This is a genomic window from Photorhabdus sp. HUG-39, from assembly GCF_963878365.1.
Lineage (GTDB): Bacteria > Pseudomonadota > Gammaproteobacteria > Enterobacterales > Enterobacteriaceae > Photorhabdus > Photorhabdus kayaii.
In genome coordinates this window covers 1-25,848 of record NZ_CAWNWY010000037.1, presented here as the reverse complement: position 1 = coordinate 25,848, position 25,848 = coordinate 1, and the positions used below count along the sequence as shown (strand labels likewise).

Annotated in this window: 19 protein-coding genes, 1 tRNA gene and 3 pseudogenes; 14 read left to right on the top strand and 9 right to left on the bottom strand. The window is 40.9% G+C overall.

Going from position 1 to position 25,848, the window contains the following annotated elements:
- The first annotated feature begins 164 nt into the window (after positions 1-164).
- The 8 genes and pseudogenes from AAC155_RS19760 to AAC155_RS19725 all read left to right on the top strand — a co-directional run bounded on the left by AAC155_RS19760 (position 165) and on the right by AAC155_RS19725 (position 9,300).
- On the top strand, positions 165-893 hold the full coding sequence (locus AAC155_RS19760; RefSeq protein WP_113043833.1) for a DUF969 domain-containing protein: 729 nt from the start codon (positions 165-167) through the stop codon (positions 891-893).
- Entirely contained in the window at positions 893-1,909 is a 1,017-nt protein-coding gene (locus AAC155_RS19755) for a DUF979 domain-containing protein (RefSeq protein WP_113043832.1), read from the top strand. The genes AAC155_RS19760 and AAC155_RS19755 overlap by 1 nt, the downstream gene beginning before the upstream one ends.
- Before the next feature lie 11 nt (positions 1,910-1,920).
- Positions 1,921-2,568 carry a pyroglutamyl-peptidase I gene (gene pcp / locus AAC155_RS19750; protein ID WP_113043831.1) on the top strand — a complete coding sequence of 216 codons (648 nt, stop codon included), beginning with the start codon at positions 1,921-1,923 and terminating at the stop codon, positions 2,566-2,568.
- Positions 2,569-2,669: 101 nt separating this feature from the next.
- Positions 2,670-3,428, top strand: coding sequence for a LamB/YcsF family protein (locus AAC155_RS19745; protein ID WP_113043830.1), 759 nt, complete (start codon positions 2,670-2,672; stop codon positions 3,426-3,428).
- Positions 3,429-3,466: 38 nt separating this feature from the next.
- Entirely contained in the window at positions 3,467-5,104 is a 1,638-nt protein-coding gene (locus AAC155_RS19740; protein WP_113043829.1) for a 5-oxoprolinase subunit B/C family protein, read from the top strand.
- Positions 5,094-6,866: an acetyl/propionyl/methylcrotonyl-CoA carboxylase subunit alpha gene (locus AAC155_RS19735; protein ID WP_229015661.1), complete on the top strand. Its 1,773-nt coding sequence runs from the start codon at positions 5,094-5,096 to the stop codon at positions 6,864-6,866. The genes AAC155_RS19740 and AAC155_RS19735 overlap by 11 nt, the downstream gene beginning before the upstream one ends.
- A 1,391-nt stretch (positions 6,867-8,257) precedes the next feature.
- Positions 8,258-8,464, top strand: a pseudogene (locus AAC155_RS19730) (RtcB family protein); the annotation flags it as partial.
- 5 nt (positions 8,465-8,469) lie between these two features.
- Positions 8,470-9,300: a nucleotidyltransferase domain-containing protein gene (locus AAC155_RS19725; protein ID WP_113043827.1), complete on the top strand. Its 831-nt coding sequence runs from the start codon at positions 8,470-8,472 to the stop codon at positions 9,298-9,300.
- A gap of 104 nt (positions 9,301-9,404) precedes the next feature.
- On the opposite strand, the gene AAC155_RS19720 is transcribed toward AAC155_RS19725, so the two are convergent.
- The 8 genes from AAC155_RS19720 to folD form a co-directional block, all read right to left on the bottom strand.
- Entirely contained in the window at positions 9,405-10,571 is a 1,167-nt protein-coding gene (locus tag AAC155_RS19720; protein WP_113043826.1) for a glutathionylspermidine synthase family protein, read from the bottom strand.
- A 119-nt stretch (positions 10,572-10,690) separates the two neighbouring features.
- Complete coding sequence (locus tag AAC155_RS19715; RefSeq protein WP_113043825.1) at positions 10,691-11,566, bottom strand: DUF1190 domain-containing protein; 876 nt, start codon at positions 11,564-11,566, stop codon at positions 10,691-10,693.
- Positions 11,567-11,578: 12 nt separating this feature from the next.
- Positions 11,579-12,016, bottom strand: coding sequence for a DUF350 domain-containing protein (locus AAC155_RS19710; protein ID WP_112879697.1), 438 nt, complete (start codon positions 12,014-12,016; stop codon positions 11,579-11,581).
- Positions 12,017-12,679, bottom strand: coding sequence for a YjfK family protein (locus AAC155_RS19705; protein WP_113043824.1), 663 nt, complete (start codon positions 12,677-12,679; stop codon positions 12,017-12,019).
- Between the two features lie 65 nt (positions 12,680-12,744).
- Positions 12,745-13,428: a PspA/IM30 family protein gene (locus AAC155_RS19700; protein WP_113043823.1), complete on the bottom strand. Its 684-nt coding sequence runs from the start codon at positions 13,426-13,428 to the stop codon at positions 12,745-12,747.
- 20 nt (positions 13,429-13,448) lie between these two features.
- Positions 13,449-13,865 (bottom strand): DUF2170 family protein, encoded by a 417-nt coding sequence (locus tag AAC155_RS19695; RefSeq protein WP_191214888.1) that lies wholly within the window; start codon positions 13,863-13,865, stop codon positions 13,449-13,451.
- An 873-nt stretch (positions 13,866-14,738) separates the two neighbouring features.
- Positions 14,739-14,951: a ribosome-associated protein YbcJ gene (gene ybcJ, locus AAC155_RS19690; RefSeq protein WP_113043822.1), complete on the bottom strand. Its 213-nt coding sequence runs from the start codon at positions 14,949-14,951 to the stop codon at positions 14,739-14,741.
- Positions 14,951-15,826, bottom strand: coding sequence for a bifunctional methylenetetrahydrofolate dehydrogenase/methenyltetrahydrofolate cyclohydrolase FolD (folD, locus tag AAC155_RS19685; protein ID WP_113043821.1), 876 nt, complete (start codon positions 15,824-15,826; stop codon positions 14,951-14,953). The genes ybcJ and folD overlap by 1 nt, the downstream gene beginning before the upstream one ends.
- A 196-nt stretch (positions 15,827-16,022) precedes the next feature.
- On the opposite strand from folD, the gene AAC155_RS19680 reads away from it, so the two are divergent.
- The 6 genes and pseudogenes from AAC155_RS19680 to AAC155_RS19655 all read left to right on the top strand — a co-directional run bounded on the left by AAC155_RS19680 (position 16,023) and on the right by AAC155_RS19655 (position 24,138).
- Positions 16,023-16,099, top strand: a tRNA-Arg gene (locus AAC155_RS19680).
- A gap of 318 nt (positions 16,100-16,417) precedes the next feature.
- A complete protein-coding gene (locus AAC155_RS19675) occupies positions 16,418-17,974 on the top strand; it encodes a type I restriction-modification system subunit M (RefSeq protein WP_113043820.1) in 1,557 nt (518 codons plus the stop codon).
- A complete protein-coding gene (locus AAC155_RS19670; RefSeq protein ID WP_113043819.1) occupies positions 17,971-19,173 on the top strand; it encodes a restriction endonuclease subunit S in 1,203 nt (400 codons plus the stop codon). Before AAC155_RS19675 ends, AAC155_RS19670 begins: the two co-directional genes overlap by 4 nt.
- Position 19,174: 1 nt before the next feature.
- Positions 19,175-20,329: an AAA family ATPase gene (locus tag AAC155_RS19665; protein WP_113043818.1), complete on the top strand. Its 1,155-nt coding sequence runs from the start codon at positions 19,175-19,177 to the stop codon at positions 20,327-20,329.
- Between the two features lie 25 nt (positions 20,330-20,354).
- Positions 20,355-23,471 carry a type I restriction endonuclease subunit R gene (locus tag AAC155_RS19660; protein WP_113043817.1) on the top strand — a complete coding sequence of 1,039 codons (3,117 nt, stop codon included), beginning with the start codon at positions 20,355-20,357 and terminating at the stop codon, positions 23,469-23,471.
- Between the two features lie 388 nt (positions 23,472-23,859).
- Positions 23,860-24,138, top strand: a pseudogene (locus AAC155_RS19655) (helix-turn-helix domain-containing protein).
- A gap of 76 nt (positions 24,139-24,214) precedes the next feature.
- Here the strand turns inward: AAC155_RS19655 and AAC155_RS19650 are convergent.
- Positions 24,215-25,710 (bottom strand): annotated as a pseudogene (locus AAC155_RS19650) (SIR2 family protein); the annotation flags it as partial.
- Positions 25,711-25,848: the final 138 nt, after the last annotated feature.

The following is a 25,848-nucleotide window of genomic DNA, read 5'->3' as shown; positions in this document are numbered from 1 at the left end:
CTATTTATTGCTCAACAATACAAAAACAATTATTTAACAATAAATACAAATTATCCAACGATGGTACGCATATTGCTTAGATATACATTTATCTATCACACAGGAATTCAGCCTATGACGACACAGCAGGCGACAGCTATTTTCATGTACAGAGGTGACACAACATGCAACAGATGGTGAATCTATGGCCGTTGATTGGCATAGCGGTTATTGTCGTGGGTTTTTTACTCAGGTTTAACCCGGTATTGGTGGTGATTGTCGCAGGGATCATCACCGGGCTGGCCGCACATATGCCGATCACAGCGATTCTGGAAAAGCTAGGTTCCGGCTTCCTTAATACCCGAAATTTGCCATTGATTTTGCTGTTGCCGCTGGCAACTATCGGCCTTTTAGAACGGCACGGTTTAAAAGAACGAGCTCAAACCTGGATTAGCAATATTAAAACAGCAACCGCCGGACGTTTGCTAATCATCTATTTGTTCATTCGTGAAATAACCGCTGCGCTAGGGCTGACCAGTTTAGGAGGACACCCACAAATGGTGCGTCCATTACTGGCGCCAATGGTAGAAGGGGCTACGGAAAACCGTCATCATGACCTGCCTGACGATGTACGTTATCGCCTGCGGGCCATGTCAGCAGCAACCGACAATGTTGGCCTTTTCTTCGGGGAGGATATTTTCGTCGCTTTTGGTGCAATCATCTTTATGCATAACTTTATGCTGGAGTCTGGCGGCATCCAAACGGAACCGCTACATATCGCTATGTGGGGGCTCCCTACCGCCATCTGTGCCTTCCTGATCCACGCTTTCCGCTTGTCTCGTCTTGACCACCACATCGCAACCAAACTGGCAGCACTGAATGGTATGGACAAAAATCGAAGTAAGGTGGAGTAATGTTTCAGCAACAGTATCTTTATTGGCTGGCCGGCACAGTTCTGCTGGCCGTAGCGGTGATGTCCTGGCGTGATCACGCCAACCCTCGCCGCTTGACCACCAGCCTGTTCTGGGCGCTATATGGCATCGTGTTTCTAGTAGGCGACTGGAGCTATCGCGTAATAGCACTATGGGCAGACAACGAAGCCGAGGCCCAAAAGATGCTACATATCGGTGTCGGGCTAATCGTCGTATTGATGGCACTGACGGCAGGTTTTGGCGGTGTGCGATTGGGCAGCTACCATCAACGCACACCTCAGCAACGGCAGGAAAGTGCCTCCCGTTTGGGTAATCGTCTCTTTCTTCCCGCACTGGCGATACCTATCGTCACCGTGATCGGCGTATTACTGTTTAACCACGTCCCTGGGTTACAACAAGCACTGTTCGGTAGCGGCAACCATGCCACGCTGGTAACACTGTTTTCCATGACGGTAGGCTGTTTAGTCGGATATGGCGTTGCATTGAGAATGACCCGTGAAGGCGTAGCTCAATCAACCCAAGAAGCACGTCGCCTACTGGATGCTATCGGTTGGGCGTTTATCCTGCCACAGATATTAGCGACGCTAGGGCTATTATTTACCGTAGCCGGTGTCGGTACCGCAATTTCTCACCTGACTGAACATTATTTAGCGGTGGATAATCGATTGATCGCGGTAACGACATACGTACTCGGCATGGCGTTATTGACAATGATAATGGGCAACGCTTTCGCCGCGTTCCCGATTGTTACCGCCGGGATCGGCATTCCCATTCTGGTACTGCAACATGGCGGTAATCCAGCGGTCATGGCCGCTATCGGCATGTTCTCAGGCTATTGCGGTACACTGATGACCCCAATGGCCGCAAACTTCAATATCGTTCCTGCCGCTCTGTTGGAATTACCAAATCGCAATGCGGTCATTAAAGCACAAATTCCCACGGGAATAGCGCTGCTGATTGCCAATGTTTTTCTGCTCTATTTTTTGATGTTTTTGTAAGGAGAGATCCCATGAAAACCGTTCTGATTACCGCTTTTGAACCTTTTGACGGTGAAGCCATCAATCCATCGTGGGAGTCGGTCAGACAATTGCAAAACCAACAGCTATCTGGAGCACATATTGAGACACGCCAGCTCCCATGTGTATTCAACACTTCTCTAACTTATCTGTACGCAGCTATTGATGAGATACAACCTGAACTCGTCATTGCAGTGGGACAAGCAGGCGGCAGACCAGATATCACGCTGGAACGCATAGCGATTAACATCAACGATGCACGTATTCCCGATAATCAGGGCAATCAACCCATTGATACCCCTATCGTGGCAGCAGGCCCTGCGGCCTACTTCTCCACCCTACCGATCAAAGCGATCGTCAGTGGCCTGCAAGCCGCAGGGATTCCTGCTTCGATTTCACAGAGTGCCGGGACATATGTCTGCAACCATGTCATGTACGGCCTACTACACCATCTGGCACTGACTTATCCCAAAGTACGTGGTGGATTTATCCATATTCCCTACCTGCCTGAACAGGCGGTAAAACACCCCGGTACGCCAAGTATGGCTCTGGAAACAATAACAACAGCACTGAAAATTGCTATCAAGCAAGCATTAAATAACAGTGAGGACATGGTTATTGGTGGAGGTACAACACATTAATTCAACGCCCATTGGGGTAGCGGAAATTACCATCTATAGAGTTATAAGCACTCTAAATTTTTCACTGCTTTTTTGAATATCATTTTATTAAGGTTACGACTATGAACGTTATTGATTTAAACAGCGATCTTGGTGAAGGCTTTGGTCAATGGAAAATGGGTGACGATAATACCATGCTGAGCATTGTCACCAGTGCCAATGTAGCGTGTGGATTTCATGCCGGTGATCCCGCCGGGATACTTCAAACTTTAAAAGCTGCCCGTGAAAATCAAGTGATTATTGGTGCTCATGTGTCTTATCCAGACCTTGTCGGATTTGGTCGCCGTAATATGGATATCTCCAGTAATGAGCTGATCGCGGATGTTATTTACCAGATTGGCGCGTTGAAAGGTTTGGCAGCGGCGGCAGGAACCACCGTAAGTTATGTTAAACCGCACGGTGCACTGTATAACACCATTGCCCATGATGAATACCAAGCCCTTGCCGTTATTACAGCGATTCGCGAAGTGGATGACAATTTAGCGCTGGTTGGATTAGCCGGCTCAAAACTATTGGATTTAGCGAGGGAAAAAGGCTTGCGTACCGTTGCGGAAGCCTTTGCTGACAGAGCTTACACTCCACAAGGCACGCTAGTTTCCCGCCGGGAAAAAGGGTCTGTGCTTCATGACGCTAATCTCGTTGCCCGACGCATGTTGCAATTGGTGACCGAAGGGGGAGTTGAAGCCATTGATGGTAGCTTTACCCGTATTCAGGCAGATTCCATCTGTGTTCATGGTGACAGCCCAGATGCGGTAGAAATGGCACGTCAGGTGAAAATAACCCTGCAACAAGCCGGGATCACCGTACGCTCCTTTATTTAAGCAAGTGGCAGTTCTCTTATTATGCTCAGGAGTACCTAGTGCGTTTTTTACCTGTTAATTTAGGTGCCATTATTGTCGAGCTTCATGATCTGAATGAAACGCTGGCGTTATTTGATTCACTTAACGCCTGCCCCATTGCTGGCGTAGAAGAAATTATTCCGGCAGCCAGAACACTGTTGATTCGATTTCGTCCCAATGTTGTTTCCACCGTCAAACTTGCCAGAGAAATCAATGGGCGCAACCTGAATACACTGGATAGGACAACAGGGAAACTCGTTGAAATCCCGGTGTATTACAATGGTGAAGATCTGATTGAAGTGGCGGAAACTCTCGGCATCACCACACAGGAAGTTATCAAGCGACATACAGAAAGTGAGTACACTGTTGCTTTTACCGGATTTGCCCCCGGATTCGCCTATTTAGTCGCAGATTCAAACTGTTTACATGTTCCTCGGCGAATGGCACCAAGAGCCCGCATCCCTGCGGGATCAGTTGGTCTGGCTGGAGAATTCAGTGGGATATACCCTCAAGCCAGTCCGGGAGGTTGGCAAATCATCGGTATCACGCCAGAGCGCATGTGGGATCTCTCGCGTTCTCCCTCTTCCCTGTTACAACCCGGTTTCCGGGTACGTTTCAGAGATCAAGGCAAAGGCGCAGCAATCTCTATCACTAAACCCAAAACCCCTGTTGCCCCCATAGAGAACGTTCTATCTTCACAGGTTGATAAACGCTCCTCGCTGGAAATCCTAACCACTGGAATACAAACACTTTTTCAGGATTTAGGGCGTTCAGGGCAAGCTAGTTTAGGTATTTCCGCTGCCGGTGCACTAGATAAAACCGCGCTGAAAAGTGCCAACCGGATCGTCGGTAATCCTTCGGATAACGCATGTCTGGAAATTGTGCAAGGAGGATTAAGCTTTATTTCTCATGGCAATGTCATTATCGCTGTCACAGGTGCTGACTGCCCAATCACTGTTCAAACAGCATCTGGCCGAAAGTTTCAGGTTGATGGCTATCAGCCTATTGATCTGAGTGAAGGTGATACAGTGACACTAGGAACGCCCAAAGCGGGAGTGCGTTCTTATTTGGCTGTGCGTGGCGGCTTTGCCAAGCAACCTATTCTCTCCAGCCTCTCTTACGATACGCTGGCACACATTGGCCCCAAGCCAATCGCTATAGGCGATATTTTGGATATTCTTACTGTGACGCAGGGTTGCGCGGTATCAATGGATGAAAGGCCGGCTTTTAATATGCCTACTTCTGACGATATCATTACACTGGATATCATTCTGGGGCCACGTACTGACTGGTTCACAACAGAAGCGTTATCCCTGCTAAAAAGCCAACTTTGGCAGGTTACACCACAATCTAATCGAGTCGGTATTCGTCTGTATGGCAACACACCACTGTCGCGTCTTAACCATAAAGAGTTACCGAGTGAGGGAACGACCACCGGCGCAATTCAGGTTCCCGCCAGTGGTCAACCGGTTTTGTTTTTAGCAGATCACCCTTTGACCGGCGGTTACCCCGTGATTGGTTCCGTTGCCAGCTATCATCTTGATCTTGCCGGACAAATTTCTGTCAACGCCCGTATTCGCTTCAATCCCATCACTGAATTTCACGAAATAAAAGAGAGCGATTGCCGCTCTGAGCATCACAATGACTATGAATATTAAAAACCATCCCATAAAAAAAGTTTTGATTGCTAACCGCGGTGAAATCGCCGTCCGTATTATCCGTGCCTGCCGGGATTATGGTTTACCATCTATCGCCGTCTACGCTGATTCGGACATCAATGCACAACATGTACAATTGGCTGATGAGGCTTACAGTTTAGGCGGAAACAGCCCCGCAGATACTTATCTTAATATTCCCCAATTATTGGATATTGCGAAACGTTCAGGTGCCGACATGGTACATCCCGGATACGGATTTCTGGCTGAACGTGCAGAATTTGCCCGTGCCGTTATTAATGCGGGATTGATCTGGGTTGGTCCTGAACCAGAGACAATTGATATTCTGGGTGACAAAGTTAAAGCACGCAAAATTGCCCAACAGGTAGGCGCACCACAGGTTTCAGGAACAGAAGAACCGGTGAAAAACGCAGAGGAAGCACTGGCGTTTGCCGAACAATATGGCCTGCCAATTGCAATCAAAGCAGCATATGGCGGTGGTGGACGTGGCATGAAAGTGGCATGGCGGCTTGATGAAGTCACCGAACTCTACAATTCAGCTGTTCGTGAAGCAACAGCGGCCTTTGGCCGTGGAGAATGTTTCATTGAACAGTTCCTGGATAAACCTCGTCATATTGAAGCGCAAATTCTGGCTGATAAACATGGCAATGTAGTGGTACTTGGTACACGTGATTGTTCACTGCAACGGCGTAACCAAAAATTGGTAGAAGAAGCGCCGGCGCCATTTTTGACCGAACATCAGCGCCAGCGTATCCATCAAGCGGCACGAGATATTTGCACCGCCGCCCGTTATATCGGAGCCGGTACTGTGGAGTTTCTCCTCAGTGTAGACGGCACAATTTCTTTTCTGGAAGTGAATACTCGCTTGCAGGTTGAACATCCTGTCACCGAAGAAACTACAGGGATCGACATTGTGATAGAACAATTCCGGATTGCTGAAGGTAAACCTTTATCATTGACAACAACACCGATCCCTTTAGGCCATTCTTTTGAGTTCCGTATTAACGCCGAAGATGCAGGTAAAGGATTTTTACCGACGCCCGGAACCGTGACGGTATTTTCTCCTCCTTCCGGCCCAGGCATAAGATTGGATTCTGGTGTTGCAGCAGGTTCCACCATCCCTGACACTTTTGATTCGCTGATGGCTAAATTGATTGTCACCGGACCAACCCGACAACAAGCTATTGCCCGTGCGCGACGTGCATTACAAGAATTCAGCATTGAAGGCGTTGCATCAGTATTGCCTTTTCATCGAGCAGTAATGGAGCATCCTGATTTTATTTCCGATGACACATTTAACATCCATACACGTTGGATCGAAACTGATTTTATCAATGATATAAAAATATCTCCGCGTCAGGAAAACCATTATCAAGAAAAAGTAACACGTACTTTTATTGAAATTAACGGCCGTCGGCATGAACTAGGGCTACCAGACGAATTATTAAAAGGGCTTTCATTGCCTGATTCTGAGCAAAATTTCATCACCGAGAGCAAAGGTAATGAAGCTGAGGAGACAATAGCGGTACCAAATCCCGTCTTAGCATCAATATCCGGCGTTTTACAATCCTGGTATGTGCAGGAAGGTGATGAAGTTAAACAAGGTGATGTCATTGCTGTCATGGAAGCAATGAAAATGGAAACGCAACTTATCGCACATCGTTCTGGGAAAATCGTTATCTATGCGGAAGAAGGCGGTTATCAACAGGCAGGAAATGTGCTGGCAAGTATTAACGATGATTAATAATCGCCAAATTAGCCAAAATTAATTGGCTAATTTGACACATAAATTCACATTACCCAATACAACATCAAATTGCGCGGATAATTTCCGCACAATTTTAATGAAGAGATTAAAATTAAAATGCAAGCAATATTGGGAAAAAGAAGATAATTAACCCCTTTATGAATAGGAAAAAATAACTATTAAGGGCAGTTTTTTAATTATCTCGTTAAGATTGACAATAAGACAAATAAATCATCACACAATTTAACACCTGTTTATTTTGTTGTACTCCACAAATTATTAACAAAACTCTTTTTTTATCCGAAAAAATGTTTACTAAATATTTTTAATATCATGCTTTTCAATTGAAAATTGAGATATTATTAAAATCAATAATAAATAAAAGAATATAAAAACCAAATAAAGAATAAAAAACCGTAATTTACCTACACTTATAAAGTGATAACAGCCATATATACTCATCTAGTTAATGACAAATAGAATAATAATTTGTGACTATTTTTACACATATTTAAACAATAAGAAATCATTAACTCATTATAAATTATCAGTTATAAATAGTGTATAAGTTTATTTTCCACACTTGACAATGCAAATAAATCAAACAAAAAATACAATAAAAACAATAGATTACAAATATTTATATCAATGAGATATAAATAAAATTTCACAAGAATAAATCAATAAAAACGTTATCGGCTATACACTACACATATTGATATTTTCAAAAAATATATTAAATTCAGACTGTCATTTTATTCCAACCATAGAAATATTATTTCATCAAAAGATAATGTTACTCATTTAATAATTCTTCACATCCACATGATAATTATGCACAAATATACATCCATTTGAATAGTATATAAACATACTATTACAACAGTATCATAATATTAAATAATTTAATTGTTTTACATTTCCTTTACAATTATCAACACAATTTAAAACTATAATAAATTCATATATGCTTTTACAAACACATTTTTATATAGATTAGCATCACAATTTCAACATTACTCAACAAAATAATAAATCAAATAATTGCAATTACCATTAAACATAATACTATATTAATAGTGGAATAAAGTTTTTATTTACAATGTTTTCCTAATGGTTCAAAAGAAGACCAAGATAAAAAATAAATTCAGAAGCATTGATTAAAAAGGAAAAATATCCGTTACTTTAAATTATACCCTATGGATTTCAAGATGGATCGCGACGGCAAGGGAGCGAATCCCCGGGAACATAGATAACTATGTGACCGGGGTGAGTGAGTGCAGCCAACAAAGAGGCAACTTGAAAGATGACGGGTATATAATAATGGTGGCGGCTAAGTAATCAGGAGAACAATGTGATAACAAACGATTACGAGTTAATGACCACGCCAAACAGTAAGCCGCACGGCAGCGAAAAAACGCTTCACAATAGAGGATCAGAAGCGTGCCACGGCACACGTGGAATGCCGCAAGGACAGCGACGTCATCGATGAAATTCCGATGGCCTACAAAGACATTGAGGCTGTAATGGCCGCTCAGTCTTCACTAGTAGAAATCGTTCACACCCTGCGTCAAGTGGTTTGCGTAAAAGGATAATCAAGATGAAAGAAAAATTTGGTATCAGTGACATCATGAAGCAACACATATGCCAAAAACTGGCGCAACTTGAGACAGAGCTGCAAATACAAATACTCTACGCCTGTGAATCAGGTAGCCGTGGTTGGGGATTTGCCTCGACAAACAGTGATTACGATGTACGTTTTATTTATGTACATACGCCATCATGGTACTTACGCGTCGATCCCTCTCGGGATGTCATTGAACTACCGATCAGTAACGAGCTGGATATCTGTGGTTGGGAACTGCGTAAAACTTTAGGGCTGCTGAAACGAGCCAACCCGACACTGATGGAGTGGGCAGACTCACCGGTAATCTACTACGAAGACGTGGAGTTCATGGCGGCACTACGTGCCCTATTACCAGACTATTTCTCCAACAACAGAGCGCGATATCACTATCTGTCAATGGCAAAGAAAAACTTTCGTAGTTACCTAAAAGGCGAGAAAATTCGGCTGAAAAAATACCTTTATGTACTACGCCCATTGCTGGCGGTACGTTGGATCGAAGCGGGTAAAGGTATCCCCCCAATGCGCTTCGACACCCTACTGGCCGGAACTGTTACAGACGCAGCGCTGATGCAGGAAATACAGACTCTGCTTGCCATCAAGCGTAACGCTGACGAAACGGAGTATAGCCCACGTTTTAAACGCATTCATAACTTTATCTGCCGCGAACTGGATAATTCAGTTACCCGCTGCGAGCTCAAAGACAAAAAACACCTCCCTGATACTGAATTGGATTTACTTCTGATGCGTACCGTACTTCACCATAATAATAAAGAAGAAGGAGAATACATGTTAAAAAATGGATGAAAAATCATACAAACATGACATTTCAGCAATAAAATTGGATGTTTACTAAGAGCCAGAAAGCAGGGTATTCCACCCTGCTCCAGAAATAAACAGTTATAGAATCATTAACCTAAAATAATATGAGGTACAAATCGTGATGTATCCTTCGTGATCCTGCCAATATCTTCCCTAACCGATAGACCCGCAGGCGTATCATTAACGAGCCAACTACCGATAAGAACATGGCTATTACCGATCTTTGGCAATGGGGTGTATTGCTGCACAATGTAACCCTCTTCACCGTAAGGACCATCTACCTTTTCAACTACTTTGCCATCTTTATGAATACTAATATTCGCGCCCTCACGGCTGAATATCGGCTTCATAACATAATAAGTCAGGCACTTGGCTTGCGGATCATCGGCAAAATAAGCTTCAAGCAGATTTGGGTGTCCTGGAAACATCTCCCAAAGCAATGGCAAAATTGCTTTATTCGAAGTGATGCATTTCCACATTGGCTCAAACCAGTTAACACCCGCGCTGACTAGGTATTGAGCATATTCTTCACGAAACATGAACTCCCACGGGTACAACTTGAACATAGAGTCTATGATCTTGTTATTACTATCCGTAAATTGACCACACTCGCTGAGCCCAATGTCTTCAATGTAGACAAACTCGGTATGAATACCGGCATCTTTGGCACAGTCAGCCATGTAATCAACCGAGCCCTTGTCTTCTTCCGTACCCTTACAGCAGGCAAAATGAAGCGTGTTGAATGGCAAAAAGGGTTTCAGTTCACAAAAGCGATTAACAAGCAACTCCTGTAGTAAGTTGAACTGATCAGCAGCATGAGGCAATTCACCACGGTTAACCTTATCTTCCAACCACAGCCAGCTAAAAAAACCATGTTCATAAATAGAAGTCGGCGTATCTGAGTTAATTTCCAATAACTTAGCCGGGTTTTTACCATCATAGGCAAAATCAAGGCGACTATAGAGACTTGGATCTCTGCGCTTCCAAGATCCACGAACCAATGACCACATTGCTTCTGGAATTTGGAATCTAGTCATCAACTCATCACTGTTAACCACTTGCTCTACTGCTTGAAGGCTCAACCGGTGGATTTCCGCTGTCGGATCTTCAATATGTTCTTCAATCTGCTTGAGAGTAAACTGGTAATAACGGTCTTCCGTCCAGTACGGCTCATTATCGATTGTATGGAAACCAAACCCAAATTCTTTTGCTCGCACTTTCCAATCATGACGAGGTGTTGTTGGGATCTGAAGCATGACGTTAACCCTTTGATAATACTTATTTGAATCTTGGAAAAAATCATCTCACAAATGCTTAATGCGGCAATAATGACTCCATGCAAGAGACTGGCCTGAGAATAAAATGTCAGCGCTGGTTAACCACCCCAACTGTATTTAGCGGAAGATGTTGAACCAAAACCACCAGAAGACTTGGTCGTGACGATTGGCTTGCTATCATAGCCAGAATAACGGGAACCGCTGCTTTTAAACTTTTGTTCCTTTTCACGTATCAAGCGCTCTCGATACATTCTCTCTTTATGCTTACGCGCTGAATAATCACCGATCTCAGATGCGATATAAGCAGTTGATAGGGAGTTCAGTACAGGGTTTATACCTGCAACGACATTTGTATTTGTTCCAACTTGAGAAACTTCTCGTTTCTCCATTGGCAAGCGAACCGTCTCCAGCGGCTGCAAATAACGTCGGCTCATTTCGTACTGGATATTGCCAATATCGGAATAAGTACTAATGACCTTGCCATCAGCGAAAAAAAGCTTACCGTACAGGTCGCTATAGCCTGATGTTGAAGTAAATAGTGGCTGGTAAAACACGTTGCGATACTTTTCAGCAACGTCGTACTTGCTAAACTGTTCTGGCTTCACCTCCGCCATCATAAAGGCGGCCATCTTCGGTCGATAACCCACTTGCCCCGGCATTGCTTCACACTCACCGTACTCCAGCTCACACATAGCTTTCCGGCGAAATTTCTGCGAAGTACGCTCCGCTTCGCGTAATGCCGCTTGGTATGTAGTTTCACATTGAGCAGCGATCGTATTCTTCGGATTATTCTGACAAGACGCCAAATCCTTATAAACATGAATTGACAACTCATCCGCCGATTGACCACAACCAACGAGTGAACCAACACTGAGCGCCAATGACGTGAATGAGAAACCACGCCAATATTTACGCTTACTCTCAATGTTAATGGCTGTGCTGCGCATTCTGCGCTTTTTATTCCCGTTCGTCATACAATCCCTAAATCAGTAAGTCATGCAGGCTGCGTTTAAAAGACCAACAGAAATTGACACCGCCGCCAGCACAACCGCAGCAGGGACCTCATTATTCTCAATGCGGGATACAATCTTTGGCATCATGAATATGCGAACCATGAAGAAGCCAGCAATCTGAGCCAACAGCGCAACAACACTCCACATCACGAAATCAATAACCCCCACAGAGTTGCTTGCTGCACTTGCAATGGCGATGCTGTAACCAACCAGCGCACCACCAAGCGATATCGCAGCGGCACTATTCTTCTCTTCCTTAATAAGTTTCCATTCATCATGCGGAGTAATTATTGTGTAGATGAATTTGAAAACGATGAAAAAAACCAGCGCCAGCCCAAAACATAAACCAAAATTGCCTACACCATGCATAAATTGCGTGAAAGCCTGTTCTTCATTCTCCAATGTGATCATTTATGCCACCACTTTAAAATCAGTTTGGTTAAGTTGAATACCGGTGCTCAGTACCATCAATCTATCCAGATGACTCCCTACAACTTTTTCTTCTCCCACAACCTGAAGTTCTTCTGTTCTGTTATGAGCAACCTGACGCGTATACACCATCACAAACTGATCAGTTTCAGTTATGTGTCCCTCTTTACTGTAAGTTTTTTCGGTAACAGCCACAGGCTTAATGTTGTCCCATAACTGAGAGAACTGGGTACCATCGAGATCATATCGTCTGCCTGGTGTAACGATACCGTTTTCAATCAGCGCATCCCATTGAGCTTGTGAATCGATCGGTTGAGTTTCGTAAAAGTACCACAGGCTCACTTCCTTCACGCCGTCATCCCCCTCCCCTTCTTGCAGCACTTGAAGGTAACCTTCATCATCCGTGTAATAACGAACCAAACGCACGTTATCACCTAAATCGACAACACCAACGGAACATATAAGCTGAGTTGAAGCTGCATTTTCGATCGTTAGGTCAGATTCAATCAGTTTTAGCATCAGCGGGTCTATCTCAAGTGCACCACCAATACGCAAACCTAATACTTCCGGCACCTTTGGAACAACAGGCGCAACCGCCTTACCCCCGAATGCGCTCTTAAACGCATCTACGATTTTGGAAAGCATAGAAATATCTCTTGATAGGAAGATCCCACTTTAAAAAGCAGGATCTTGATTTAACAACTGGGTATTTACTTGCCAAGGATACGAGCAAGTTCATCTTCTGCAGACATAGAACTTGAAGTTATGCCAGCCTCTTTAAGCTTTTTATCCAGATCGCTAGAAGTCATACTATCGTGGAGCTCCTGCTGAGCCTCGAACTGAGCCGCTTTCTCAGCCTGACGTGACTTGATACGCTCAAGAGAATCAAGGGCGGTAGATGTTTTTGAAGAAGCGCCAACGACAGAACTGTGAGTCGCTGCTTGGGCTTTCTGCACCTGTTCAGTTGCCTTAACCAAATCAACTTGGTTCTCAAGCTGAGACACCTTCTTTTTCGCCTCTTGTACATTGTGTCGGTGCATCGTTTCAGCCTTCTGGAACGATTCAAACAACCCTTGTTCTTTTTCCTGTTCGTCACGCAAGGTCGCAACTTTCTGAGCACACTCCAGAGCAAGCCCATTATCACCTTTACCTGCGGCAGAGCGAGCATAACCCTCGTACTCTGAGATACTGCTTTTGATATCCGCAACCTTTTTCTCTGCCATTTTTCGTTTAGCAATAATGCTAACCAGGCTTTCATCCGCACGTCGGATTTCTGCTTTTGCTTCTCGAATTTCCTGATCAAGGATCGTCAGAGCATTGCCATCAGCAACAGCTTCTGCCGCGTTATTTACCGTTCCTTTGATTGCCTTAAAAAGCTTTTTCCACACGTTCATTAATATTTGCCTCTATATTGTTATTTTAGGAACTCAGAATACGCATCAAGAAGTTCAGTGATGTTGGCAAACAACGTAGAGACTTCGATGACAACGCTTTCTTGTTTTGATTCTGATGACAATGAACCAAAAGCGGTATAGTAAGATTGACCATCTACTTTAGTTATTCCAACTGAAGTCAGAGGAATCATCTTATGCGTTTCTAAAATAAACTGATTTAAGGCGGCAGGATCTAAAACATTCTCTTCCGAAAACAGTAATGCTTCCACTGTAATTTGCCTTCCACAAATAGCCAGATGAGCCTTAATTCCGTCTTCGTTAGTCATTGCCAGACATTCACCGATTTGCTCTACGGTCCAGTTGTTACCAGATTCATTAAGCGCTTTAATTACTTGATTTAATTCCAAACTATCTACTCCACTGGTTTGTTTTATCATTAAAATCAGCATATTAAGTTTAAATTATCATCAGATTACACATTTTTCAATAAGTATTGTATTAAAAGCGCACAACACCTTAAATACTGCATATTCACTAAACAGGGTTAAAATTTTATACCATTTGATAAGTGACCTTTTAATACCTAAATACCACCTGCACAGAACACTATGAGAAAGCTCGAATGTCAAACTGGATGATTAAAACCACGCTTATACTAAGGTTGGTTACCTACAGCTTAAACCTATAATCGTGGACAAGATAAATAGAGAATTACGGGGTAAAATAAAAATTTCCAGTAAAATCAACTTAGGTTAATAAAAATATCCATTTTGGTCATCCGTTTATTCAAGCTAATATCGAAGCTAAAATATTTTTCATCATCCCGTTTATCTCCGATATAAAAAACCTTTTCTACTTATTAGTGCTTTTCACATTTAACAGAGATTAACTTGTACATTAAGTTTAAGGTTTAATTCTTATTTACCATTATAACCTTTTTACATTTTCATTATTTTTCATCGAGGTACTTTTTAACTACAGATACTTCGGTTAACTAACAACAATAACCTATCGGATTTAATCCAAAGGTATTCAACCTATATACCCGTCATCTTTCAAGTTGCCTCTTTGTTGGCTGCACTCGCTCACCCCGGTCACATAGTTATCTATGCTCCCGGGGATTCGTTCCCTTGCCGTCGTGATGCATCTTGAAATCCATTGGGTATAAGTCCCTAAATCAAGCTTAATCGTGCTTTAACTCACTTTCCAACCATTACCGATTAAACACTTTTTCGGTCAATCCCAACCAAAAAGCGAATACTTTACCCGCAATCTACGGCTCCCTTCATTTTTAAGGGAGCCCGTTTTAATCATTCTTTAATGTGAACAGATTTACCATCAAAGGTAACAACCTGCCCGGTTATAGCTTTGTAACGTTTACGGGTTTCTATCTGACCGTTTACTTCAACCAGACCTTCAGCAATAACCGCTTTAGCGCTAGCGCCGCTTTCGCTCCACCCTTGAAACTTTAACAGATCACACAGCGCCACATGAGGATGGCCTTCTAAATAAAAAATTTCCATTAACAACCTTCAATTTTTTCCACATCATGGTATTCCTCGCAGGCTTGCAAGGTATTCTGGATAAGTGTCGCGACTGTCATTGGGCCAACCCCCCCTGGAACCGGAGAGATCCAGCTTGCACGCTCTGACGCGGTTTCAAAATCAACATCGCCGATGACTTTTCCATCTTCCAGACGATTAATTCCGACATCAATAACAATAGCGCCAGGTTTAATCCATTCACCAGGGATAAAGTTTGGTTTACCAACAGCCACAATGAGCAAATCTGCGTGCTCCACATGGTGGCGTAAATCTTTAGTAAAGCGATGAGTCACCGTGGTGGTACAGCCAGCCAATAACAACTCCAGGCTCATTGGGCGACCAACAATATTTGAAGCACCGATAATGACGGCATTCAGCCCATAAGTATTGATTCCACAACGCTCAAGCAACGTTGCGATACCGCGCGGAGTACAGGGACGCAGCTTTGGAGCGCGTTGACACAAACGACCAATATTATAGGGATGGAAGCCATCAACATCCTTATCAGGCTGGATACGCTCCAGAACTTTGACATTATCAATACCGGCAGGTAAAGGGAGCTGAACCAAAATACCATCAATTTCTGAATCATTATTAAGCTGATCGATAAGATTCAACAACTCGGCTTCACTGGTGGTATCTGGCAGGTCATAGGAACGGGAAACAAACCCGACTTCCTCACAGGCACGGCGTTTGCTTGCGACATAAATTTGAGAAGCCGGATTTTCGCCGACTAAAACAACGGCAAGACCAGGAGCACGTCTTCCCGCAGCAACACGTTGTTGAACACGCACTGCGACTTCACTTCTGATTGTCTGCGCAATCGTTTTCCCGTCAATAATTTTTGCTGGCATGTACGAATAAATCCATAAATCAAACATTGGGATACTACCTATTTTGTCAGAACATGAACGTGCTGTCAGTTTTATTGATAATCAGAAAATAGCCAGATGAAGATTTATAAGTAGAAAAGCCATTGACTCAAGGAGTTGTCACCGTATAATCTCTCCCCGCATCAGAGCACTACTGATGCAGCTCATCTCTCAAGATGCGCCCTTAGCTCAGCTGGATAGAGCAACGGCCTTCTAAGCCGTAGGTCACAGGTTCGAATCCTGTAGGGCGTGCCATATCAACCTCTCTCATCGTCTAGCAAAACCCATAAATCTAGTAAATACAAAGAATTAGGCTCTCCTTGTTCTCCAGAAGTCGAGTAAAATCCGCTGAAATAACCTGCCAGAAGAGTAATTTTTTCTTAATGTAGGCATTTTTCAAAGAAATATAAAAAAGTGGATTACCTATCAGGTTGGAAGCAGTCCAAAATGCCCCAGAGATGACGACTAAACTTGTAACGATTCAAAATGATTAGAACGTCTTTACTCGTTATAATACTGGGATGATTATGGGCCGATGGCCATTCAAAAACGTATTAAAAGTGGAGTTTCACAATGACAAGTACCCAACAACGCGCCGAACTACAGCGTCAAATCTGGCAAATTGCTAACGATGTGAGAGGTTCGGTGGATGGCTGGGATTTCAAACAGTACGTACTAGGTACGCTGTTTTATCGCTTTATAAGTGAAAACTTTGCAAACTACATTGAAGGCGGTGATGAAAGCATTAACTATGCCGAGCTTCCAGATGATGTTATCACTGACGATATTAAAGATGACGCTATTAAAACCAAAGGCTATTTTATTTACCCAAGCCAGCTGTTTGTTAATATTGCCGCAAGTGCTAATAAAAATGACAATTTAAACAAAGACTTAAATTCCATTTTCGTCGCTATTGAAAACTCAGCCAACGGCTACCCATCTGAAGCCGAGATTAAGGGTCTTTTTGCCGATTTTGACACCACCAATAACCGTTTAGGTAATACAGTTAAAGATAAAAATACCCGCTTAGCCGCCGTATTAAAAGGCGTGGCAGGGCTTCAATTTGGTCAGTTTGAAAATAACAAGATTGATCTGTTCGGTGATGCTTACGAGTTTTTAATCTCTAACTACGCTGCTAATGCAGGTAAATCAGGCGGTGAATTTTTTACACCACAACACGTTTCTAGGCTAATCGCTCAGCTTGCCATGCACGGGCAAACCAGCGTGAATAAAATCTATGATCCAGCCGCTGGTTCGGGCTCACTGCTATTACAAGCCAAAAAACACTTCGATGCCCACATTATTGAAGACGGTTTCTTTGGTCAGGAGATTAACCATACCACCTATAACCTTGCGCGTATGAATATGTTTTTACACAACATTAATTACGACAAGTTTAATATTATGTTGGGCAATACCTTAACCGAACCGCATTTTGGTGATGACAAACCGTTCGATGCCATCGTCTCTAATCCACCGTATTCGGTGAAATGGATTGGCAGTGATGATCCAACACTGATCAATGATGACCGCTTTGCTCCCGCTGGCGTATTAGCGCCGAAGTCCAAAGCCGACTTTGCCTTTGTACTGCACGCATTGAGTTACTTATCCAGCAAAGGCCGCGCGGCAATTGTTTGCTTCCCGGGTATTTTTTACCGTGGTGGAGCTGAGCAAAAGATCCGCCAATATCTGGTAGATAACAACTATGTTGAAACCGTGATCTCATTGGCACCTAACCTGTTTTTTGGCACGACCATTGCTGTAAACATTCTTGTGCTGTCTAAACACAAAACCGACACCACCACCCAGTTTATTGATGCAAGCACTCTGTTTAAAAAAGAAACCAATAACAACATACTCACCGACAATCATATCGAACAAATTATGCAGATGTTTGATAGCAAAGCTGATGTTGAGCATTTGGCAAAATCAGTCAGTTTTGAAGCCATCGCCGCTAACGATTACAACCTGTCGGTGAGTAGTTATGTAGAAGCCAAAAACAATCGTGAAGAGATTGATATTACAAAACTCAATGCTGAACTAAAGACTACCGTTAAAAAAATCGACCAGCTGCGGGCGGATATTGATGCCATTATTGCTGAGATTGAAGGTACGGAGAGTGAGGCATGAGCAATATGAGTTTTATGGAGAAATTGCTTGAATGCGCTGAGGTCGAATGGATGGCCTTGGGAGAAATTGGTGAGTTAGTTCGTGGTAATGGATTACAAAAAAAAGATTTTACCGAAACCGGTGTGCCTGCAATTCACTATGGACAAATTTATACTTATTACGGTTTGTCTACGACAAAAACTAAATCATTTGTTTCTCCTGAGCTGGCCAAAAAATTAAGGAAGGTTAATACAGGTGATGTTGTAATCACAAACACAAGTGAAAACCTTGAAGACGTTGGTAAGGCTCTGGTTTATCTGGGCGAGCAACAAGCAGTTACCGGGGGGCATGCCACAATTTTCAAACCAAGCCCAATTATCTTAGGGAAATATTTTGCTTATTTCACTCAAACAACCGAATTTGCAAATGAAAAAAGGAAATATGCAAAAGGAGCAAAAGTTATTGATGTTTCTGCATCTGATATGGCGAAAATCCAAATCCCTATTCCATATCCTGAAAAACTAGAAAAATCGCTTGTATTCCAAACTGAAATCGTCCGCATTTTGGACACCTTTACCGAGCTTACCGCTAAGCTTACAGCCGAGCTTACCGCACGCAAAAAACAATATAACTATTATCGCGACCAGTTGTTGAGTTTTGAAGAAAGTGAGGTGGAGTGGAAGACTTTGGGGGAAATTGCAACCATTGGAACGGGCAGTCGTAATACAAATGAAGCTGTTTTAGATGGGCAATATCCTTTCTTTGTTCGCTCTCAGGAACCACGGGCGATAGATAGTTTTGAGTTTGATGAAACTGCAATTATTACTGCCGGAGATGGAGTAGGTGTAGGTAAAGTTTTTCATTATGTTTCAGGAAAGTATGCGCTACATCAAAGAGCATATCGTATTGTTGTTAGAGACGACCGTTTTAATTCAAAATTTCTATTTTATTATATTAGAAATAATTTTGCTCATTACTTAACCAAAGTATCCGTCCACGCTTCGGTGACATCACTTAGAAAACCAATGTTTGAGAAATATCCAATTCCTATCCCCCCACTTGCCGAACAAGACCGCATAGTAGCTATATTAGATAAATTCGACGCTTTAACTAACTCCATTAGCGAAGGTTTGCCTCGTGAAATTGAACTACGTCAAAAGCAATACGAATATTATCGCGATCTGCTGTTGAGTTTCCCCAAGCCAGAGGTAGCGGCGTAATATGAGCAAAACGCTAACGGAAATAGCACAGCAGCTAAAAGATGCCAACAAGAAAGTGCAGTTGATCTATGCCTTTAATGGTACGGGTAAAACCCGGCTTTCGCGGGAATTTAAACAGCTTGTTGCTCCTAAAAATGATAATGATGAAGGTAGCAACAATGAAGAACTATCATTGACGCGTACTAATTTTTTGTATTACAACGCCTTTACCGAAGACTTGTTTTACTGGGATAACGACTTATCTGAGAATACCGAGCCTAAACTCAAAATCCAGCCGAATTCATTTACAAATTGGGTGCTGAAAGATCAGGGGCAAGACCGAAATATCATTGCTAACTTCCAACGCTATACTGATGAAAAATTAACTCCACATTTTAGCGAAAATGGCTCGGAGGTCACATTTTCTTTCGAACGTGGTAATGAAGCACCAACTGAAAATGTTAAAATATCAAAAGGCGAAGAAAGCAACTTTATCTGGAGTATGTTTTACACACTGATTGAGCAAGTAATAAGCGTGCTAAATGTTGCTGAACCCAGTGAGCGAGAAACAGATCAGTTTAATCAATTGCAATGCGTCTTTATTGATGATCCTGTGAGCTCGTTAGATGAAAACCATTTGATTGAGTTAGCAGTACATCTTGCGCAACTTATTAAATCTAACGAGTCTAGCGTTAAATTCATCATCACGACACATAACCCTCTTTTCTATAATGTGCTACACAATGAGCTAAACAGTGATGATAAAAGCTATAAAAAGAAGTGGTTTGAGAAATATAGGCTGACAAAGCATGAAGATGGCACATATCAGCTAGCAATCCAACCTAATGATTCACCATTTTCATATCATCTTTATCTGAAGTCAGAACTCGAAAAAGCCATCGAAAGCGGTCAATTGAGCAAATATCACTTCAACTTTTTAAGAAATATATTAGAAAAAACCTCTACTTTTCTTGGCTATAAAAAGTGGGGTGATTTATTGCCAAAAAACGATGATGGCAGACCTAACCCTTATGAAGCCAGGATTATTAATATCTCTAGTCATTCAAAACATGCAGGTGAAGAGGTCGCTGAGCTTACGGAAGATGACAAGCGTGTTTTGCGCTATCTGGTTAATGAAATTAACACTATGTACCGCTTCCAACAGGCAGAAGACTAGAGTGAATCGAATTTATAGGTGAAGTATGTACGAATACAAAACTGTTGCTGAATCAAATAACTTTATCGTACTTGATAAATACACTAAGGAATTGCAGCTAAATGAAACCTATCAAAGCGAAGATAATTTAGAACGGGAATTGATCGACGATTTAGTCAACCAAGGTTATGAATATGTTACTGACTTAAACACGCCCCAAAAAATGCTGGCTAATGTGCGTGAGCAATTGCAGATACTGAATAATGTTAATTTTTCAGAAAGTGAGTGGCAACGCTTTATTGAGCAATACTTAGATAAGCCCAATGATAACAGCATAGACAAAACTCGTAAGATTCATAACGATTATATCTACGACTTTGTTTTTGATGATGGGCATATTGAGAACATCTATCTCGTGGATAAGAAAAACATTGCCCGTAATAAAGTACAAGTCATTAAGCAATTCAAGCAAACAGGGGCGCAAGCGAATCGATACGATGTAACCATTTTGGTTAATGGCCTGCCATTAGTACAAGTTGAGCTTAAAAAGCGCGGAGTTGCTATCCGTGAAGCCTTTAACCAAGTGCATCGTTATAGTAAAGAAAGCTTTAATACAGAAAACTCGCTGTTTAAATACTTACAGCTTTTTGTGATTTCAAACGGTACAGACACGCGCTATTTTGCCAATACTACCAAGCGTGATAAAAACAGTTTTGATTTCACCATGAATTGGGCCAAATCTGATAATACGCTGATTAAAGACTTAAAAGATTTTACAGCCACATTTTTTCAGAAAAATACCTTGCTGAATGTGTTAATTCATTATTCTGTATTTGATGTTAGCAATACTTTATTAGTGATGCGCCCCTATCAAATAGCGGCTACTGAACGTATTTTGTGGAAAATTAAAAGTGCGTATCAGGCTAAAAATTGGAGTAATACTGAAAGTGGTGGCTACATTTGGCATACCACGGGGTCGGGCAAAACCTTAACTAGTTTCAAAGCGGCGCGTTTAGCTACTGAGTTGGATTTTATCGATAAGGTGTTTTTTGTAGTCGATCGTAAAGATCTGGATTACCAGACCATGAAAGAATATCAACGTTTTTCGCCTGACAGCGTTAATGGTTCGGAGAGTACCGCAGGGCTAAAACGGAATATTGAAAAAGATGACAATAAAATTATTGTTACTACCATTCAAAAACTTAATAACTTAATAAAAAGTGAAAGCGATTTACCAATATACAATAAGCAAGTAGTGTTTATTTTTGATGAGGCACACCGCAGCCAGTTTGGTGAAGCACAAAAAAACCTAAAGAAGAAATTTAAAAAGTATTATCAATTTGGTTTTACGGGCACACCAATTTTCCCGCAAAATGCTTTAGGAGCAGACACCACCAGTAGTGTATTTGGCCGAGAATTACATTCGTATGTGATTACCGATGCCATTCGTGATGAAAAAGTATTGAAGTTTAAAGTTGATTATAACGATGTAAGACCACAGTTTAAGTCCATTGAAACCGAACAAGACGAGAAAAAGTTAACAGCGGCAGAAAACAAGCAAGCTTTTTTACATCCTGTTCGTATTCGTGAAATTTCCCAGTATATTTTAAATAACTTCAGGCAAAAAACGCATCGTCTCCAAGCCGGTGGCAAGGGGTTTAATGCTATGTTTGCTGTCAGTAGCGTGGATGCCGCCAAAGCTTATTATGAAGCGTTCAAGAATTTACAAAAAGAGACTGAAGAAAATAAAGCAAATAAAAAACCGCTTAATGTTGCCACTATCTTCTCTTTCGCCACTAATGAAGAGCAAGATGCTATTGGTGAGATTATTGATGAAAGTTTTGAGCTCACCGCAATGGACAGCAGTGCCAAAGAATTTTTAAGCGCGGCCATTGATGATTATAATGCAGCGTTCAAAATGAATTTTGGTGTAGATAGTAAAGGTTTCCAAAACTACTATAAAGACCTCGCTAAGCGAGTGAAAAATCAAGAAGTAGATTTACTGATTGTTGTTGGCATGTTCTTAACAGGATTTGATGCGCCGACATTGAATACTTTATTTGTCGATAAAAATCTGCGTTACCACGGACTAATGCAAGCTTTTTCACGCACTAACCGTATTTATGACGCCACGAAGACCTTTGGCAATATCGTCACCTTCCGTGATTTAGAACAGTCTACAGTTGAAGCCATCACTTTATTTGGTGATAAGAACACCAAAAACGTAGTGCTGGAAAAAAGCTATAAAGAATACATGGAAGGCTTTACTGATTTAGTCACCGGCGAAGCACGTCGCGGATTTTTAGAGGTAGTGACAGAGCTACAAAGACGCTTTCCTAATCCTGATGATATTATTAAAGAGCAAGATAAAAAGGATTTTGCCAAACTATTTGGTGAATATTTACGTGCGGAGAATGTACTGCAAAACTATGATGAATTTGCAGGATTAAAGGCTCTACAACATGTAGATATTAGTAATCCGGAGGCTGTTGAGGCATTTAAGGCTAAATATTACCTGAGTGATGAAGATATCGCCGTGATGCAATCGATTGAGATGCCAACTGAGCGTACTATTCAAGATTATCGCTCAACCTATAATGATACGCGTGATTGGTTACGCCGTGAAAAGTCGTCTAACGAGAAAGATAAATCTACTATTGACTGGGATGACGTCGTCTTTGAAGTGGACTTGCTCAAATCGCAGGAAATTAATTTAGATTACATTCTTGAGTTGATTTTTGAAAACAATAAAAAGAATAAAAATAAGGCAGAATTAATTGATGAAGTTCGCCGTTTAATTCGTTCCAGCCTTGGCAATCGAGCAAAAGAAAGTTTAATTGTTGATTTCATTAATCAAACTAACTTGGACGAAATTATCGACAAGGCCAGTATTATTGATGAATTTTTCAAATTTGCTCAAGCTGAACAAAAACGTGAAGCAGAAGAGTTAATTAGCTCGGAGAAATTAAACGAAGAGGCGGCTAAGCGCTATATTACAGCATCATTAAAACGAGAATATGCAAGTGAAAACGGCACAGAGCTCAATTCCACTCTACCTAAGTTAAGTCCACTTAACCCAGAATACAGAACGAAAAAGCAGGCTGTCTTCCAGAAAATTGCTGCATTTGTTGAGAAGTTTAAAGGGGTAGGTGGGCAAATATAGGTGTGAGCTAATATACAACAGCCGATCTACTACTAGCTATTATAAGCCACTTACCAACCATCTAGACACCTTAACGTTTAGATGGTTGGTACGCTATTTTTCCCTCTTCCATTTGTATCATTATCTCACCTTTCCTCGGCTCACAAATTGATGCGTTTCAATAGTTTTAAACACCACAACAGATTGTAATTATTGTGAATTTTTATGAAGCTATTTTTACCATCAAACAAAAGTTAGCCCCGACAAATCTAATCGATAACGTATTAACCTGTTACTACAAAGATCCCATCGCTTGCAATGGTGGTTCAGGCAGGAAAGGCTTAGCCTTGCCGGTCATAATTACCCTGTCCACGAACACTGTCTGAATCGCCACCATCAATATTAATTAATGGAAGGGATAACAGGAATAAATAATGTTAGAAATGGCTGGCATCAAGCGGATATAATTGCTGCATTACGTAAGCGTGGAACAACCTTAGCGCCTGTTTTTCGTGAAGCGGGACTCAGTTCATCTACATTAGCCAATACGCTCAGTCGGCCTTGACCTAAAGGCGAATGGATTATTGCTAACTATCTCGAAATTCATCCACCTGGAATTTGGCCTAGTCGGTATTTTGATATGTACGGTCAACTTATTGAGCGAAAGGCTAGAAAAGTATTCAACTAGAAGAGGCTCGATTTAAATGGATATTTTTTTGTGGGGGTACTAAGCACCCCACTAATTTTTATTTAGAGATTTTCTTTTAGTTAAGAGAAGTTAGGTCGCCTTGTTTTAATAAATCTAAACTTACATCTCCATGTATGAATAAATCAAAAGCTAAAAATAACTTTCTTAAGTTTGATTTTAAATGATCATCCTTTCCACTTCTTTTAAATAATGGAAAGGCTTCTTCTTGGATATATTTCCTTAATTCATTTTTACTTATTGATTTTATGTTCTTTATTATAACTAATAATTCTTTGTTTTTTAATAAGTTCTCGGATTTGATATCTTCAATTGATCTAAACCCAATACTTGAGTATTTTTTATCCAGATTAACAGATTTAACTAAGTTATCTATTTTTCCATGCATATTTATTCTTGTTTCTATTTTTTTCATTTCTTTTTTTGATATTTTTATATTATGGAAATCACAAGATTTTATTAACTTTGAGAAAGGAGTTCTGGCATGAGGAGGACAATCGATAAGAAATTCAATAGCTGATTTATTTGGTATTTCACTTTTATCAAAGATATAATCTTCTAAATATTCCATTTCTTTTACTCTAATATAAACAAGTTGTTTATCACCTAAGGCAACAACTAAATTTTTACCAGAATTGGCATGTTTCTCTAATTCATCCAAATCAGAAGGTGTGACTAATATACTACCTAGATTTCCTTTTTCCCCCTCTTCTAGTATAAGTTGCTTTATCACCCTTTGATATCTAAGGATATCATATGGCGGCAACCCTTCATCTATATTACTTATTTCATCATATATCTTTTTATAATTATCTGTTTCTATAGATGTATACGTTATTTGTGATTTATCATCTGTTCTATGTGTTTTTATAATATCCATTTCATCTTTTTTAAATTCAATAAAAATAATTCTTTCAGCAGATTTTCTTTTGTCTTCTTTCGGAAGTTGTGAAGAAAAATCAGTCAGTAGTTTTTTTACATTTCTATCTGTTAATGAATATCCAATAAAAATTATCGAGCTTTTTATCATACTTGATAATATTTTTGCGCTAATCAGTATAGGTTTACTATCATATCTTTCATAATCATAACTATTAATTACTATTGAATTAGGTAATTCTATATCTCCGTGTATTTTATATAACTCACTCCATCCAATAGTATCATCAAAAAAACCTTCATTGCCAATATACATTTTAGGTTCAACATTTTTCTCTGACAAAAGTGTTTCAATAAATGAATCGTAATTTGTTGTAATGATCATTTTTGCATTTTTTAAAAATCTCTTAAATGATTCAAGTTCATCTTTTTTAATATTTGGTTTTAATTTATTTTGTTTAAATCTTTGGCATAAAGAATACTTAAATGGTGATATATCCTCATCAAAAACTCTTTTTGGTGTTAATCCTTCTAATGATATTTTACCTGAATTAAATAATTCCTTGAATTTTTTTCAATGTAAGTTGCTGCGTCCGAATATACTTTATGATTTAAATCAGAGTCATTTTATTCTTCTTTATATTTATCCTTTATTTCCGATAAGTAATTATAAAAACCTTGACCATCAGGGCAAGATCGTGAATATTTTGTTAAAAAAATCAGATTTGACCGACGGTAATAGTTATGATCTCATACTCTCTTTTTGAGAGCAAAAACCATGTGCTTTGATATTTTTACTGAACATTTCTCAGA

Coding starts and splice junctions, on each gene's coding strand:
- AAC155_RS19695 (WP_191214888.1), bottom strand. CDS start 13,865: ATGATAAAACAAACCAGTGGAGTAGATAGTTTGGAATTAAATCAAGTA.
- AAC155_RS19705 (WP_113043824.1), bottom strand. CDS start 12,679: ATGCTTTCCAAAATCGTAGATGCGTTTAAGAGCGCATTCGGGGGTAAG.
- folD (WP_113043821.1), bottom strand. CDS start 15,826: ATGCCAGCAAAAATTATTGACGGGAAAACGATTGCGCAGACAATCAGA.
- AAC155_RS19670 (WP_113043819.1), top strand. CDS start 17,971: ATGAGCAATATGAGTTTTATGGAGAAATTGCTTGAATGCGCTGAGGTC.
- AAC155_RS19660 (WP_113043817.1), top strand. CDS start 20,355: ATGTACGAATACAAAACTGTTGCTGAATCAAATAACTTTATCGTACTT.
- AAC155_RS19725 (WP_113043827.1), top strand. CDS start 8,470: ATGAAAGAAAAATTTGGTATCAGTGACATCATGAAGCAACACATATGC.
- AAC155_RS19710 (WP_112879697.1), bottom strand. CDS start 12,016: ATGATCACATTGGAGAATGAAGAACAGGCTTTCACGCAATTTATGCAT.
- AAC155_RS19675 (WP_113043820.1), top strand. CDS start 16,418: ATGACAAGTACCCAACAACGCGCCGAACTACAGCGTCAAATCTGGCAA.
- AAC155_RS19700 (WP_113043823.1), bottom strand. CDS start 13,428: ATGAACGTGTGGAAAAAGCTTTTTAAGGCAATCAAAGGAACGGTAAAT.
- pcp (WP_113043831.1), top strand. CDS start 1,921: ATGAAAACCGTTCTGATTACCGCTTTTGAACCTTTTGACGGTGAAGCC.
- AAC155_RS19745 (WP_113043830.1), top strand. CDS start 2,670: ATGAACGTTATTGATTTAAACAGCGATCTTGGTGAAGGCTTTGGTCAA.
- ybcJ (WP_113043822.1), bottom strand. CDS start 14,951: ATGGAAATTTTTTATTTAGAAGGCCATCCTCATGTGGCGCTGTGTGAT.
- AAC155_RS19665 (WP_113043818.1), top strand. CDS start 19,175: ATGAGCAAAACGCTAACGGAAATAGCACAGCAGCTAAAAGATGCCAAC.
- AAC155_RS19755 (WP_113043832.1), top strand. CDS start 893: ATGTTTCAGCAACAGTATCTTTATTGGCTGGCCGGCACAGTTCTGCTG.
- AAC155_RS19715 (WP_113043825.1), bottom strand. CDS start 11,566: ATGACGAACGGGAATAAAAAGCGCAGAATGCGCAGCACAGCCATTAAC.
- AAC155_RS19735 (WP_229015661.1), top strand. CDS start 5,094: ATGAATATTAAAAACCATCCCATAAAAAAAGTTTTGATTGCTAACCGC.
- AAC155_RS19720 (WP_113043826.1), bottom strand. CDS start 10,571: ATGCTTCAGATCCCAACAACACCTCGTCATGATTGGAAAGTGCGAGCA.
- AAC155_RS19760 (WP_113043833.1), top strand. CDS start 165: ATGCAACAGATGGTGAATCTATGGCCGTTGATTGGCATAGCGGTTATT.